Raw genomic sequence first — 14,074 nt, 5'->3', positions numbered from 1 at the left:
TACGAAAACTCCGTTACCTTGTCAATTTTTCATGAGTCACACTTCTTGGCAGTGCCTTGAAGTCATTCTCAATAGCCTGTAATAATATTAGGCATTTTGATTTAGGTAATCCCCGTTTATCACTTTAACAACTGGCTTTCTACAATATCGGGTGTGACTTTCGCCTTTTTCCTCTTATGGAGGATGGGTGGTCCTGGATCACTAGGATTAAGAACGCGGACGGTATTCTTTTCCCTGCATAGAGTTTGGTTCCAACTCTATTGGGACCATGTAACGTTTCTAACTATCTTTCGCTACTAGCGACATTATACTCCCTCAGGCTATCATTCAAGCAGTTTAGCTTTCATCCTTGTTTGTAGTATTTCACCTTGCTCTTCAGTCTTGACGGGATAGTTCGCCAACTTAGAGCTTTATCAACATGCTATTGTCCCCTTCCGATTTCTCTTTCAGGTTAGTTGATTGATGATAGGGTATACATGTGATCTTTCCCTACATTAGTGCCACCTAATGATTTGTTAAAGCGACCCTACGGGCGCACATCTGCGATATCAACCTTCGTTAGTTCTAATTCCCCTGTAATCAGCTTATTCGTAGCAACCAATTCTATTGTCTTTCCGTGTTCTGTAATTTCGAACGGAATTGGCTCTTTTGCTAGTACATAGTTTTCTAACGTTTTCTTTTCTACAAATGTGTAAGACCCAAACGGAAGGTTCTCTACTTGAATTCGTCCGTTCTCATCTGTGGTATGTTCGCTGACTGTCTTTCCTTCACTGTTTTGTAGAAGGAACGTGACACCTGCTAGTTTCTTCTCTGCATTCTCTGCATCCACTTTCAGAAGCTGAACATGCCCTTTGACTTCTTTGTTTTCTACTTTGAAAGTGAGTGTTTTCCCTTGTTCACTAATTTCGAATGGATATTTCGTTTCGTTTACAAGATAGCCTTCTACTCCTTTCGTTTCTTTAAAGAAGTACTTGTTGAAAGGAAGGTTCTCTACTTTTGCAATTCCTTGCTCATTTGTCACAATTTTCGTTACTTCTTTTCCATCCGCTGTATAGACAGTAAACTCAACGTCCGGAAGGACTTTTCCACTATCACTTAACTTCTTGATTTCCACATTCCCTTTGATTTTATGATTCTCCGCTGTGATGTTTGCGATTTCACCTGTTTTTACTTCTACTGTTTGCGGTGTATCATTCAACATGTATCCAACAGGACTTTTTATTTCTTTCACGACATAAGTTCCCATCTCAAGATGACCTAAAGAGGCAATCCCCTTTTCGTTTGTTGTAATCGTTCCCATACTCTTCTGGTCGCTAGCTAACACTTCAAATACTGCTCCTGCCAGTGGTTTCTTGTTTTCATCCACTTTAAGGATTTTTAAACCGCCTACCGCTTTCCAAAAGACTTGTAAATCCTGACTTACTTTCTCTTGACTATGTTCTAATAGAACCGTTGCATCCTGAATCACACTTGTGCCTTTATACATCACCGCATGTTGATTGGTCAGGTTGGCAGTTACTCGTAATGACAATTCTGCACTTTTAGAGGATTTCGGCACTTGTACACGGAATTTTTCACCTAGTTGGAATGTTTCTTTTGCTTCCCCCTGTTCTGTGACAACTCGTGTTCCAGCTGGTGCTTCTTGCAATTGAATCTTATACTCACCTTTTTTTGCATTCGTTTCTACAGCATATGTTGTGGTTTCAAAGTATTCACCGTTCAATTTTGCTTCTTGCTTATCTGTTGGTTGTACATTCATATAAACATCTTGTGTGTCTCCTGTATGATCCGCCGCATACGTAATGGCTTTCGTTGCTTGCTCCACAGCTGCATCTTTAAATTGCAACTCACCTGTATTGATTTGTCCAAGTGCATGCCAGATACTCAGCTGCGTGGCGTAATGAGCCTGTTGCCATGTAGAAACTCCTAGTTGTTCAGGCGTTTTTTGCGGATATCCATTTAATAGTACACGGTAGACAACATCATCCGTTCGTCCTACCTCTGGTAAATCTGTACCATTTGGAGACTTGAGTCCGTATACCAAGCAATACGCAATTTGACCACTGGTGTTTTTCAAAAGCTCTGTACGGACATTTTTTCCGTATTGTGGACTGTAAGCCCAATTCATCTCGTAATTTTCACGATGAATCACCTCCGCACTCGCAGATTTCATCGGAATCAGTACACTGATGAAGAACATACATAAGCTCATCACCAAGGCCAAGGATTTGGAATACACGAATCTTTTCGTCATTGTTAGTAGCTCCTTTTTGAGTATGAAATTTTCAAAGATCTAAATAGATTTAATATTAAAAAAATTCAGTCTAAGTTGAACAAAAAAATATACTTCATGAACATAGTTTCTACTTGCAGTTAAAAATGATTGAAATCTTTCCTATTTCCTATACAATGTACATTGAATGTATATTATATAGGTATACTTATCAAGTTAATTGGAATTATGTGATTTTAGCTCGATAATACGTCGGAATAAATAATCTATCTAATGGCTCGCCTAAAAGGTCAGAAATTTTTTGTGCTCTTTTGGCTAATACTCCTTTTCTCCCAGTCTCTACATCATATAAAGTAGTTACTGGAATATCGCAAATAGTTGCAACATCTTTAATACTAAATCCTTTAGTTTCACGTATTTTACGTATTGTAGTCAATTCGTCACCCCCTTATTTACATTGTATTCGGCTTAAAGCCTAAAGTCAACTTAAATATAATTAATTTTTTAACTACTTTTTAATGAAAGGGCGGATTTATATGTTTGGCCAACGCCTAAAAGAATTACGCAAAAATAAAAAGCTAAGTATGAGACAACTTGGAGAAGTACTCGGTGTTAAACAAACAAATGTATCTAATTGGGAAAATGTTGGAACAGAGCCTGATTACAAAACCTTAATTAGAATTGCACAATTCTTTGATGTTTCTACTGACTATTTAATAGGTAATTCCGTAGAATTCAATGACAATGAAAGTAAAGAAAAGAGAGAAATTGCATTATTAGCCCAAACATTACATAAAGAACTTTCAAAAAATCCAGATCTCAAAAATCAAATTGAACAAGAACTAATACAATATGTTCACTTTCTAAATTATAAAAATAGAGGGAAAGGCATATAGCCTTTCCCTCTATTTCTATAAACCTTAATTTCTTAAGGTTTATAATTCAATTCTTATTTGTAAATTATTTAAAAAAACATTAAACTAGTATGTAGAAGTATCTCTTAAACAATATTAACATACTAAATATAAGTTGAAAAATTAACATAATTTATGTATTATTATAATCAAAGAAAAACAGAAAAAAAACCCACCGCACAGTTATTAATTGGTTCAGGTCGGCAAACTCAATACCAATTAATAACTCCAAAAGATAGGGTTTTAATTCACACTATAAGTATATGTGGTTCTTTTTTATGTCATACTTGATATTAAAATTATACCATAATACACATACAATGTGAATATAAAACCTCCTATTTTTCCGTAAATTTGCGGTGGAAAAAATAGGAGGTTTATTTATGGTAACTAGTTTTGAAACCCTAAGTGCTAGTGATTTCACTAACAATATTCAGTTAGAAACAAAAACTTTAAAAACAAACATGAAATTTAGTAAAAAAAATCAAAAATCAAAATACCTCATGCATGGGCCAAAGTTCTTTGATGAGCTTCGTATATATTTAATCAAGAATAACGAACTTGGTGAATATGCTTTACCTTCATCTGCATTAGCTACTCTTATTTTACTTCACTTTAAGGTGAATGATTTAGGACGACTTCCTCGTGATTTTAAATTATCTACTATCGCGAACGAATCTGATATTCCCTATTCAACTATTCATACAGGTTTTCAAGCTTTGCTTCATTCTGGGGCTGTTAGAGAAATTTTTATTAACGGGAAAATTCCAGTGTATGAAATTTGCAACTATGCAAGATTCAATCGTACAGCAAAAGAAACAAAAGATAATGATGGAAAACTTTCATATTTTCGAATCCCTAACTTATTATTAGAGACTTCGATTTTAAAAGAATTAGTTTCCCATCGTGACAGCAAAGGTATTATTGAATTTTTAGGATTATGTACCCACTTTACTCATCAATTTAAAAATAGTAAAAATTCCGTTGAAGATTATTCTTGTGTTCGTAACATGGATGGCTTAAAGGAACGTTTAGGTCGAAATGCAAAGAAAGTTCGTAGCTACTTAAAGATTATTTCACCCGTTTTCAAGTTTGATGTTGCTATACAAAAGGTTCGAAACCCACGTAAAGGGCGGATAGCTCGTATACGTGAAAAAATCCAACAAATCGTTATCACTCAATTTACGGTTAGTATGAATCCTGCATGTGTGATTAAAAATGACCGAGCTGAAATTAGACAAACTGAAGCTAAAATGCGTAAAGAAGCAACAGCCCGTCTTGAATCCATTGGCATAGCATTAACCAATAAAGATCGTAAAGACATTGTTGTTTCTTATAAAGGAGAAGTATCACAAATCGCTACATATATTAAAAACAAACAACTTCGTGATAATTTTATGACTTATACCATGAGTTATGCAATGGATCAATGTGAAAGTTTCTTAGCACTTGGAGAAAAAATAAAATCAATCGGTGGCATGATACGAGCAAAACTGCGTGAATCGTTTGTTCCATGGGCGGAACGATATTTAGACGATGCTACACGTCATGCACTTGTACTGGAACTCATTTCTCATGATATAGATGTACCTAATGCATTCCGACTTACTTAAATTTTAAAAACGCATAGATTATAAGCCTTGTTCAAAAAAATACTAAGAACAGGGCTATTTGCCATGTTGAAATAAAATAGACAATCTTTCTATTACCCTATAATTCTAAAAAACAGTAGGTTTGATTTTTCTTCCCCTACTGTTTTTTGTACTTCCACATACTAAACTACGTTTAAATACTTGTGGAATTGTTAGTAATTTATTAATTAAATTGTGTAAACCTTAGTACATTGTTATAAAGCTTGTGTGAAACTGGAAAGTTTGTAGTTGTCTTTATGGATAAGTTAGCATTCCGATTCAAATTTTCAGACAATTAACCTACCCTTAGAGCCACAAGGGCTTTCAGGGTTTTCTTTTCGCCTATATAGTATTTGTATTTTTTATATAATAATTGAACCTTCTATATAATTATTGAAATTATTACTTAATAAATGTTTTTATACATATAAAATGAAAAAATTAATAAAGACTCTATTCTTTAATACATTTAAGATTCATAGGGGATTCTGACAAACCTCATAAATAGAATTAAAACTTTTAGGGAAACTTGACTAGTTTTAGGGATACACAAGGGGTTTCATAAACCACATAGAATTGCTACAGCAACTCACTTAATCTTTAAAACTTTAATTAGGAGTTGATTGTATGAGTCAAGTAATCTCATTACAACGTCCACAACGTCCATTAAACAGTTCGGACGTTGTAAACAAGCTTAAACATACCCCCAAGCACATTGCGGACATACACGGCGCATTTCAGACGTTTGGGCCATACATTCCAGAAAAAGAATGGCCGAATATTGTATTCAACCCGTGATGTAGAGCTATTTAAACAAATGATGGAATTACATGAACAAGGTTTTGGGACAATTCCTGAATGTGTTTACAACGTTGTAAACAGTTCAAACAATAGTGAGGACACAATGGACAACGTGGACAAACAAATGAAACAACCTCAGGACACCTCTTCACCAATTGACACAGTAGATGAGATAGCAAGGATCAGGAAAGAAATGGAGGAATTGCGGAAATATGTCGATGAAAGCATAAAAAAACGAGATGAATTGTTGCTGCAAACACTGCGAGAAGTATTAGATGCTAAACAAAAAAAGAAGCGATGGTGGCAATTCTGGAAGTAAGCCAACCATCCCCAACCCCTTCCAAGATTGGAAGGGGTTGGGGATAGACGAATCTGTCTGTTCCTTATCCTCTCTCGCAAAGAACGGTCAGTCCGGTATCATGGACAGATACAATGTGTATTCCACCACTGTTTGATTGTGGGGACCGATGATTTTAAAAAAAGGAAACTCGAAATATAGCTTAGAGTTTCCTTTTTTTCTTTTTAATTAGTATGGTAAAGGGCTGTATTCTGAATTATCCAATACCGACAAAATTTTATCCAATTAGGGTGTTCATCATACATTGGTATTAAATTCCCCTTTGAACAACTAGGGCATATACCCGATGTATCTGTATCAGATGTTCCCTCTAAACCAACAATTAACCCCATATATTCCGCTTTCATCCCAACATCATCATACTCATAACGAAATTTACGTTGTGTATGATTCCATGCTGCTAATAATCTAAGTTCATAACCATATTCATTATTTGCTGGTACAGTATCGACAATCAGGCTGGCATCTTCTGAAACTATACAATCCTCATGTAAATGAGCACATTTTTCATCCCAATACCTCTGAATAATATCATTATGTTCAAAACTTCCATTTACTTTGAAAACCAAATTTCCGTTTACAAATGTAGAAAAGCCAACAACACCGATTTTATTACGATTCATTAAATTCAAATCCCCCTTTGGTTTGCGATTACCTTATAAGTCTTTTTATTAAAATGTAGGAAAAATGTATTTTAATTATATAAAAAATACACAGATTATATATTTAATTTATATATAATCCTTATCTAAGTTTTCTGCGCACTCTATTTATATAAAATTTATACATTTAATATATGAATTTCATATAAAAAATAAATGAAAAGTGTATACGGATTTCTTCCTGGCTAAATATGTAATATTTTCCATATAAAAATTATATAAAAATTATATAAATTTAATACGTATTTTATTGAAATTTAAAGGTGGATGGTTTATAATATAATTAAGGTATAAAAAACGTATAAAAAATATATAAAAAGGGTGGTTTTTGAATATGATGAGGACAGTCGCTGATATCGGAAATAGTGAATTAAAAATGGTGATTAATGGTGGAAAGGTAATCAAACTACCAGATGTAAATAAGCGTGTATTTGGCCGCGTGACAAATAAAGAAGGAAGTTTAAAACAAAGCGTAACTAACTTAATGAATGAGATTTGTGTTCATGTAACGAGTGATGCAATTGAACGTGATGGAAAATTCTATGTAGGATATCGTGCTGCACACTCAAATGGTAAACCGGATGCCCTTGATATTGAATTAGGAGATAAATATAAACGAGATATACCAGTGGTTAATGTTCTATCTGTTATGGCAACTAAAGCGGTTCAAACGATTTATGAAGAAGTAGGAGAATTACCAAAAAGTATAGAGGTACCTGCATCACTAATATTAGCAATTCCAGCTTCTGAATATGAAGGGAAGAAAGCTCGTTTTCTAGAAAGCCGTTTTAAAGAAAATGTGCATATTGTGATCGTGTATGTGGGTGAAGAAAAAGTAACAGTACAAATCAAATTTGAAACTGTAAAAGTAACTCGCGAAGGTATTCCGGCTTTATATGCCATCTTTGAAGGAAATCAAGATATGTTCGATGACTTTAATAAGTTGTATAAAAAAGAAACAGATAGTAAAGAAGATGATAAAGAGGTTAAAAAGAGAAAAGCTAATCTAATGGTAGAAGAAGAAGTAAATGGTGAATATTTTAAAAACAAAAAAATTCTGCACGCTGATATTGGAGACGGTACCTCTGAATACATTTTTTCTAAGGGTTTAAACCCTGTTCCAGACGCTTGTTGGGGAGAAAAAAGAGGGATTGGTCATGCAATAGAGGGAGCAATTAAATTGTTGCAAGAAGAATATGAGGGTGGCGTAGATATCAATCGTCAACAATTCAGTGAATTAGTTACTGATCCTAATGATAAAAAACATGATAAGGCTGTAGAATTTTTAGAAGAAACTCGTTATATGCAAGCTCAAGGGATTTATGATGATATCGAAAAAGCATATGTTTATAAAACAGCTAGCCAAGCTGAAGTTCTCGCGGTTTACGGCGGAGGAAGCATTGCACTAAAAGAAGATTTGTATAAAAAAGCATTTGAGTTTTGTGAAGTGAATGATATGCAATTACTGTGGATTTCACCAACTTATGCAACAGAAATGAATGTTAGAGGTATGGAGATTTTAAGTAAGAAATTGGCTTCTAGGGTGGCTAAGAAATGAGTAAACAGAAACAGAGAGAACAATACAATTGGAATTTTAAAAAAGAGACAAATCCAAAATTTTATGATTGGCTCAATGCACAAACAAATCTATCTGAATCGTTAATTACGTTAGTTTTACATTTTGTAGATCAGTACGGAATAGATGATGTAACAGATTATGAAGTATCGAAGAAAATGCAAAGAGATCTGTTCATGAAGGAAAAGTTTTATCAAGACATTTCAGCGTTGCTAGAAAACGCGAATATAAATAATGTTCATCAAAACAAAAATGTTCCAATCGCTGAAGTAAAGGAACAAAAAGTCGAGAAAGAAGAAAAGCATATTGAGAAAGTGGATAAGAAAGAGGAAGTAAAAGTACAAAAGGAATCAGATCCAATTGAAAAGAAACAAAAAGATGATAATTATTTGGATAATGTTGATGAGAGTACAATATTTGGCGATTAGTTCAAGATGATAATTTTCGGAAATTGACAATTAATTTTTAGCATTTTTGTACAATAGAAAGGGAGAGATAAAATGTATATAGAATTGGATTTCGTCATGCAATATTTAGATCATAAGAAGATGCCTTGTACGTTTGTACTACAAGGTGGAAAATCGTTAAAGGGAATTATAGATGGGAGAGATACCTATACTATTTTTGTTCAAACAGAAGAAAAGACACATTGTTTATTCAAGGGTTCTGTAATAGATATCATTCCAGCAGAGAAATTAGATTTGAAGGAAATTAAAGATATCACCTATAAATGGAATCAAGAACAAATGAAGAAAAAACAAATGAGCCAAAAAAAATAATGTCAGTAAAAAATCCCTGTTCGTAGAATCAAAATTCTAAAACAGGGATTTTTCTTGTTGTATTGCTTTTATTCTCATAATTGTTGTGAGGTATGCTAAATCTTCTAAATAGCAATATTCACAAATTTTTTTGTTGGAAAACTGAAGTGCGGAGATTTTAATTTTGTGCATTTCTTCTTTATCCGAATGCTTGAACTCAGCGGCGGATTTTTTGATTTTACGTAACGTACTATAACTTAGGGGTTCAACTATATTATTGCATTTCATACAATGTTTCATTGAATATCACGTTTCAATAGGGAACTTTTTATTTGAATCAAGTGAAGTCCTTCTTTCACTAAAAATTTTAAAAATGAAGAGAGGATTTCATCACTTATTGTGATAAGATATCTCTCTAAATACAGTTTGAAATTTACCTTTTTCTTCATCCCATTTTCTCTTACTCATAATGAGATAACGAACATAATTATTGTCGGATTTATTGTGAGCTGATATCATCATTGCATCTTTTTTGCTATAACAAGATATATCATGTATTCTCCACGTTTTTTCCAAATCAAATGAGGAATGTTTCAGATTTTCAAAAGCTTGTTCTAGGTTACTTGCTTGGATGAATGAAAGTGTACTATCAAACATATTTAACACAACGTACGTTGTCAGATGCATGAAAATAATAATCCCCCTTTGTATGAGTATAGTTACTTAGAAGGTCTACAGAGCTACAGAAGAATGTTTGGAAACAGTATTGTTATTTTCATCTTCAGATGAAATATATTTTATTTGTTGTACGCTAGGAAATAAATTCTCGATTTTTTCATTTACACGAATAGAAATTGATTCAAATAATACTTCTCGTTCTTCGATAGATAGATGATCAATATTGAAATATTTTTCTGTTAATTCACCAGTATCTTTACACAGCTTCTCTCTTTTTTTCTTTTCCTCAATTTTCATTTTTCTTTTTAATTCTTGTTTTGCTTTCTTGAGTTGTTCTTCTTTCTCAAGAAGCGCTTTTAATTTTTCTTCTGTTTTATTACTCATATCATTCACCACCATATAAGATATTTTGTTTATATATTAGGGATTTTCTTTCTTACAAAAACGATTAGGCGTATTTGCTTTGATGTAATTAGAAAATATTTTAAATACTTCCTCTCGATCTTCCATTGTCATGTGGTACATATCGAAGTATTTTTCGCATAATGCACCTGTTTCTATTAATCGTTTCGTTCGTTTTTTTCTATCATTCTGTTTATCTTGAAATTGCAATTCTCGTTTTGTGATTTTTAAGTACTCTAATTCTCGTTCAATCTTTTTTAGCCCTGTTTCATGTTTCACTTTTTATCACCTAAATTCCAGTAAATAGAAAAACTGTGTACATCAATTATAATTTGTGTGGATAATAAAATCAATAAAAATAATTCAGAAAATTATAGAAAGAAAGAAGAAAAGATGGTAAAATATTCACTGTAAGGAACGTACAGTGCGCACTTACACAAACTTTCAGTTTGTACGTTTTAACAACCGAAATACATCGGTTGTTCCCTACGGGGTTTGTATAGTGGAAGTATCAAATTTGAGGAGGTGAACTAGGATATGGCGATCTATCATTTAAAGGTAAAAACAATTTCAAGAAAGAAACAACAAAATGTAGTAGCGAGTGCTGCGTATCGAAGTGGTGAGTCATTGTATTGTGAACGAACAAAAGAAACGAAATACTACTCTCGTACCGTGCAACCTGAGACGCATATCCTAGCACTTTCTGAAGCACCATCATGGGTTTTTCGTCGTCAAGATTTATGGAATGAAGTAGAACGTTTTGAGAAAAGAGGAAACAGTCGATTAGCAAGAGAAGTGGTTGTAGCAATCCCGAATGAATTGTCAGAATCGGAGCAACGAGAACTTGTTTTAACGTTTACACATGATACATTTGTACAACAAGGAATGATTGCTGATATTGCCATTCATCGAGATGACAAAAACAATCCTCATGCCCACATTTTATTGACAACTCGTGAGATTTCTCAGGATGGATTTGTGAAAAAGAAAAATAGAGATTGGGATAAGAAAGAAAATCTACTTGCATGGAGAGAAGCATGGGCGAAGTATGCAAATTTGTCTTTAGAAAAAGAAAATGTACAAGAGAGAATTGACCATCGTTCTTACGAAGAACGAGGAATTAAGTTGTTACCAACAAAGCATGTCGGTTATAAAGAACATCAGTTAGAAAAACGTGGAATTCGTACAGAAACAGGAGAATATAATCGTCGTGTGCAAGCCTATAATCAGCGTCTCATTTCCTTACAAGAAAAGAGACAATCGCTCGTTAAAGAACAACAAAAGAAAGAAACAGATTCGATTTCAAAAGTAGAGATATCCGTCAAAGGATATGTCGCTCTTCATAAAAAAATCGAGCTTGTTACGAAACAACAAGAACGTTTACAAGATAATAAATCGAAACAGAAATTACATTCTTATACATGGTTAAAAGAGCAAATTGAAACATCCGCTTATCGACAGTTAGAAGAGAAAAATCTGCACGTATATATTCAAGAACAACCAATGGAATTACAAGGTGAATATTCGGTTCGCATGTATGAAAAAATGAAAGAATTGCAAACAGAAGATATGGTGTCACTTGTAGAAGCGGTCGAGCGTGACATGGTTATGGAAAAGATTGAAAGTCATCTGAAGCAATCTGTAACTTATGAACGTCTACAATCACATGTAGTCCTGTTAGATCGTTGGGAAAAGAGTATGCAAAAACAGAAGAATGATGGACATATTTCGGATACTCGTTTTGTGTCAAATATGAATATATTACAAGCACAAAGAGAGGATACGAAGCAAGCCATTCAGTGGTATGAATTGCAAGCGATGTCCTATCTTTCTCGCCAAGGATACAGCGTATATCTTCGTGATTGGAAGGAAGAAAAACACCCAGAAATTGCGATTCAATTGTTAGAAGAAATGAAACAATCGCCTTCACTTTCTATGGGCATGATTGTGCAAAGAGTGAAAGAAAATGAAGTGTTATCAGAAGCGCAAAAAATTATCAGAAAAGAAGTAACCATTGATGCCATTGATATGCGAAGAAAGCAACTCCATAAATGGAAAGTGGCGGAACAAAAACAAAAACGTTCGGAACGTGTGGAACACATTATTGAGCAAGCAAAAGTGTTAGTGAAAGCTCGTAAGATTTTAGTAGAACGATGCGAACAAGAGTTGAAACAATATCCGAAAACAGCATCGTATATGCAGTCATTAGGTGTAGTGGAAAATAGCCCGATTAAGAGTACATGGTTTAGCTGGAAACAAAGTATGGGAAGAGATGTAACAGAAGAAGAAAGTATGTCTTACGCTATAAAACTATCGCTACAGCAAAAAGAAGAAAAGATGTTACAGGAAGCCAAACAAGTATTACGGAAAGAAGTAACCTATCACAATGTGTCTGTGGCTATTGACCAGTTGCAAGAACAAGTAACGGATACACCAATTAAGGTCATATTGAATGAAGCAAGAACGAAAAAGATGGAGTATGAACTTGCGATTGAGCGAGTAGGTGAGTATCAAGAACTCTCTTCTAAGTGGAGAAAAATAAATTCTCAACAATATAGATTGGGAGAATTAAAAACATGGTTCACTCAAATAGGAATTGATGTAAATCATATGGCATATGGCTTACAACGAATGAAGTGGAATGTAGAGAAAATAGAAAAAGAAGCGCTCCGAAAAGAACGGATAGCGGAAGTGCAATTGCCACGAATCCAACAAGCGAAAAAGGTATTAGAAGAACAAGCGATTCGCTATGTAGGAGAAACGTATCCAGAGCTGAAAGACTTGTATACGAATCGCCATTTACTGAGTCAAAAAGAGCGACAAGTATTGGTTCAAATGAAACTGTGGAATGAAGAAAGTGGCACGGTGTATGATTTTGTGAATCGTCAAGGGAACTTGGAAGACCTACAAGATAAAATTATTCGTAAAAAATTGCATGTGAAGCAAAGTATTTCGCATGTATCAGCGGTGGTACAAAAATTTGCGAAAGTACACCAGGCAGAACAAGTCTTAGCACAAGCAGAAGAAGAGAAGAAAGAGTTAGAAACAAAAGGGAATACGTTCAAGCGAGTGGTACTACGAGACCAAACATTACTAAAAGAGTATCAGGCTGTACAGGAGCGCATTGAAAAAGCCAAAGAGGTTCTACAACTCAAGCAAGAGTTAGTCAAAGAAAATGGGGAAGCACGCCAAGCAGAGTTGGAAGAATTGAAGTTGTCGTATCATCAATTCCAAGAAAAAGAAAATCGTTTAGATGGCTTACTGGAAGTGTCAGATATTCTGGAGCGCACGCGTCAAAAAATGCAGCAAGAAGCAAAAGAAAGAGAATATGAGCATCAACAAGAAATCAGAAGGCAAAAAATGAAACATAGAGGTTTAGAACTATAGAAGGAAAGGGTGAATAGCTTGAAACAGACAAAGGTGTTATATAGTGTCATCGGTGTTTTACTCCTTGTAGTGGGAGTTATGGTCGGAATCATCGTAGCCAAAAGCGGTGATGCCCCTGATGCCCAGCAGGCAGCCAAGCAGGAAGTGCCACAAACATCAAAAAAGACCGAGTCTAAAAAGAAAGTAACGGCGGAAGATGTGAAGGTAGTTGAACAACGCACAAAAGAATACTTAGATCATTATTTATTAAAAAAAGATAGTAGGATATCGGATGAAACGGTACGTGGGATACAACAGAAATATTTAACGAAGCGTGTTCAAGAAGAATTATTGCCGAAGTATTCGTACCTTGCAGACTGGAGGGCCGCAACTAAAGAAGGGAATATACAAACTTTTCAAGTATTAGATACATACAGTCAAATCGACCAGCCAAATCAAACAATCACGACATATGTGAAATATAGTAAGCCTGCTACTGTGTATGGGCAAATGGTAGATATTGAATTTTGGATAGAGTGGATAGAGGAAAATAAAGAATGGCGTATCAATAGTAGTTCGAATTGGACTAATCGTTCTACAGGAGAAATGCTTCCCGAAGCAAAATCAATTTCCAATAATAAACGAACAATTGGAGAAGATGGGAGAGATATTCGCTTTGAAACCAAATAAAAAAA

At 34.3% G+C, this 14,074-nt stretch carries 12 protein-coding genes and 2 pseudogenes; 8 read left to right on the top strand and 6 right to left on the bottom strand.

Annotated features, from left to right (window positions below; all coding sequences use genetic code 11):
• Window positions 1-538 precede the first annotated feature (538 nt).
• Window positions 539-2,200 (bottom strand): annotated as a pseudogene (locus MHI28_RS33840) (SpaA isopeptide-forming pilin-related protein); the annotation flags it as partial.
• A 259-nt stretch (window positions 2,201-2,459) separates the two neighbouring features.
• Window positions 2,460-2,669 (bottom strand): helix-turn-helix domain-containing protein, encoded by a 210-nt coding sequence (locus tag MHI28_RS33835; RefSeq protein ID WP_000207879.1) that lies wholly within the window; start codon window positions 2,667-2,669, stop codon window positions 2,460-2,462.
• Between the two features lie 100 nt (window positions 2,670-2,769).
• Between MHI28_RS33835 and MHI28_RS33830 the strand changes: the two genes are divergently transcribed.
• From MHI28_RS33830 to MHI28_RS33820, 3 genes and pseudogenes are all read left to right on the top strand, one after another.
• Window positions 2,770-3,129: a helix-turn-helix domain-containing protein gene (locus tag MHI28_RS33830; protein WP_000467904.1), complete on the top strand. Its 360-nt coding sequence runs from the start codon at window positions 2,770-2,772 to the stop codon at window positions 3,127-3,129.
• 401 nt (window positions 3,130-3,530) lie between these two features.
• The gene (locus tag MHI28_RS33825) at window positions 3,531-4,760 is read left to right on the top strand and encodes a hypothetical protein (protein WP_340828889.1); all 1,230 of its coding nucleotides are present in this window, start codon (window positions 3,531-3,533) and stop codon (window positions 4,758-4,760) included.
• A gap of 645 nt (window positions 4,761-5,405) precedes the next feature.
• Window positions 5,406-5,898 (top strand): annotated as a pseudogene (locus MHI28_RS33820) (MerR family transcriptional regulator).
• Between the two features lie 203 nt (window positions 5,899-6,101).
• Here MHI28_RS33820 and MHI28_RS33815 read toward each other — a convergent pair.
• The gene (locus tag MHI28_RS33815) at window positions 6,102-6,560 is read right to left on the bottom strand and encodes a hypothetical protein (protein ID WP_340828888.1); all 459 of its coding nucleotides are present in this window, start codon (window positions 6,558-6,560) and stop codon (window positions 6,102-6,104) included.
• Between the two features lie 373 nt (window positions 6,561-6,933).
• On the opposite strand from MHI28_RS33815, the gene MHI28_RS33810 reads away from it, so the two are divergent.
• The 3 genes from MHI28_RS33810 (at window position 6,934) to MHI28_RS33800 (ending at window position 8,954) form a co-directional block, all read left to right on the top strand.
• Complete coding sequence (locus MHI28_RS33810; RefSeq protein ID WP_000986490.1) at window positions 6,934-8,157, top strand: ParM/StbA family protein; 1,224 nt, start codon at window positions 6,934-6,936, stop codon at window positions 8,155-8,157.
• Window positions 8,154-8,603 carry a hypothetical protein gene (locus MHI28_RS33805; RefSeq protein WP_016099641.1) on the top strand — a complete coding sequence of 150 codons (450 nt, stop codon included), beginning with the start codon at window positions 8,154-8,156 and terminating at the stop codon, window positions 8,601-8,603. Before MHI28_RS33810 ends, MHI28_RS33805 begins: the two co-directional genes overlap by 4 nt.
• 72 nt (window positions 8,604-8,675) lie before the next feature.
• On the top strand, window positions 8,676-8,954 hold the full coding sequence (locus MHI28_RS33800) for an RNA chaperone Hfq (protein WP_197230820.1): 279 nt from the start codon (window positions 8,676-8,678) through the stop codon (window positions 8,952-8,954).
• Between the two features lie 369 nt (window positions 8,955-9,323).
• On the opposite strand, the gene MHI28_RS33795 is transcribed toward MHI28_RS33800, so the two are convergent.
• The 3 genes from MHI28_RS33795 to MHI28_RS33785 are packed head-to-tail and all read right to left on the bottom strand — an operon-like array spanning window position 9,324 to window position 10,292.
• Window positions 9,324-9,620, bottom strand: a complete 297-nt coding sequence (locus MHI28_RS33795; protein ID WP_336457360.1) for a hypothetical protein — start codon at window positions 9,618-9,620, stop codon at window positions 9,324-9,326.
• 45 nt (window positions 9,621-9,665) lie between these two features.
• Window positions 9,666-9,995 carry a restriction endonuclease gene (locus MHI28_RS33790; protein WP_340828885.1) on the bottom strand — a complete coding sequence of 110 codons (330 nt, stop codon included), beginning with the start codon at window positions 9,993-9,995 and terminating at the stop codon, window positions 9,666-9,668.
• A 36-nt stretch (window positions 9,996-10,031) separates the two neighbouring features.
• The gene (locus tag MHI28_RS33785) at window positions 10,032-10,292 is read right to left on the bottom strand and encodes a hypothetical protein (protein ID WP_340828884.1); all 261 of its coding nucleotides are present in this window, start codon (window positions 10,290-10,292) and stop codon (window positions 10,032-10,034) included.
• 258 nt (window positions 10,293-10,550) lie between these two features.
• Here MHI28_RS33785 and mobQ point away from each other — a divergent pair, with 258 nt between their 5' ends.
• A complete protein-coding gene (gene mobQ, locus MHI28_RS33780; protein WP_340828883.1) occupies window positions 10,551-13,400 on the top strand; it encodes a MobQ family relaxase in 2,850 nt (949 codons plus the stop codon).
• A gap of 9 nt (window positions 13,401-13,409) precedes the next feature.
• Window positions 13,410-14,069 carry a hypothetical protein gene (locus MHI28_RS33775; RefSeq protein ID WP_340828881.1) on the top strand — a complete coding sequence of 220 codons (660 nt, stop codon included), beginning with the start codon at window positions 13,410-13,412 and terminating at the stop codon, window positions 14,067-14,069.
• Window positions 14,070-14,074: the final 5 nt, after the last annotated feature.

The organism is Bacillus sp. FSL K6-0268, from assembly GCF_038005425.1.
GTDB classification, from domain to species: domain Bacteria; phylum Bacillota; class Bacilli; order Bacillales; family Bacillaceae_G; genus Bacillus_A; species Bacillus_A thuringiensis_S.
Note: the sequence above shows the minus strand (reverse complement) of the source record. Positions and strands in the feature narration are given on the sequence as shown.

Coding starts and splice junctions, on each gene's coding strand:
- MHI28_RS33830 (WP_000467904.1), top strand. CDS start 2,770: ATGTTTGGCCAACGCCTAAAAGAATTACGCAAAAATAAAAAGCTAAGT.
- MHI28_RS33825 (WP_340828889.1), top strand. CDS start 3,531: ATGGTAACTAGTTTTGAAACCCTAAGTGCTAGTGATTTCACTAACAAT.
- MHI28_RS33815 (WP_340828888.1), bottom strand. CDS start 6,560: ATGAATCGTAATAAAATCGGTGTTGTTGGCTTTTCTACATTTGTAAAC.
- MHI28_RS33810 (WP_000986490.1), top strand. CDS start 6,934: ATGATGAGGACAGTCGCTGATATCGGAAATAGTGAATTAAAAATGGTG.
- MHI28_RS33805 (WP_016099641.1), top strand. CDS start 8,154: ATGAGTAAACAGAAACAGAGAGAACAATACAATTGGAATTTTAAAAAA.
- MHI28_RS33800 (WP_197230820.1), top strand. CDS start 8,676: ATGTATATAGAATTGGATTTCGTCATGCAATATTTAGATCATAAGAAG.
- MHI28_RS33795 (WP_336457360.1), bottom strand. CDS start 9,620: ATGCATCTGACAACGTACGTTGTGTTAAATATGTTTGATAGTACACTT.
- MHI28_RS33790 (WP_340828885.1), bottom strand. CDS start 9,995: ATGAGTAATAAAACAGAAGAAAAATTAAAAGCGCTTCTTGAGAAAGAA.
- mobQ (WP_340828883.1), top strand. CDS start 10,551: ATGGCGATCTATCATTTAAAGGTAAAAACAATTTCAAGAAAGAAACAA.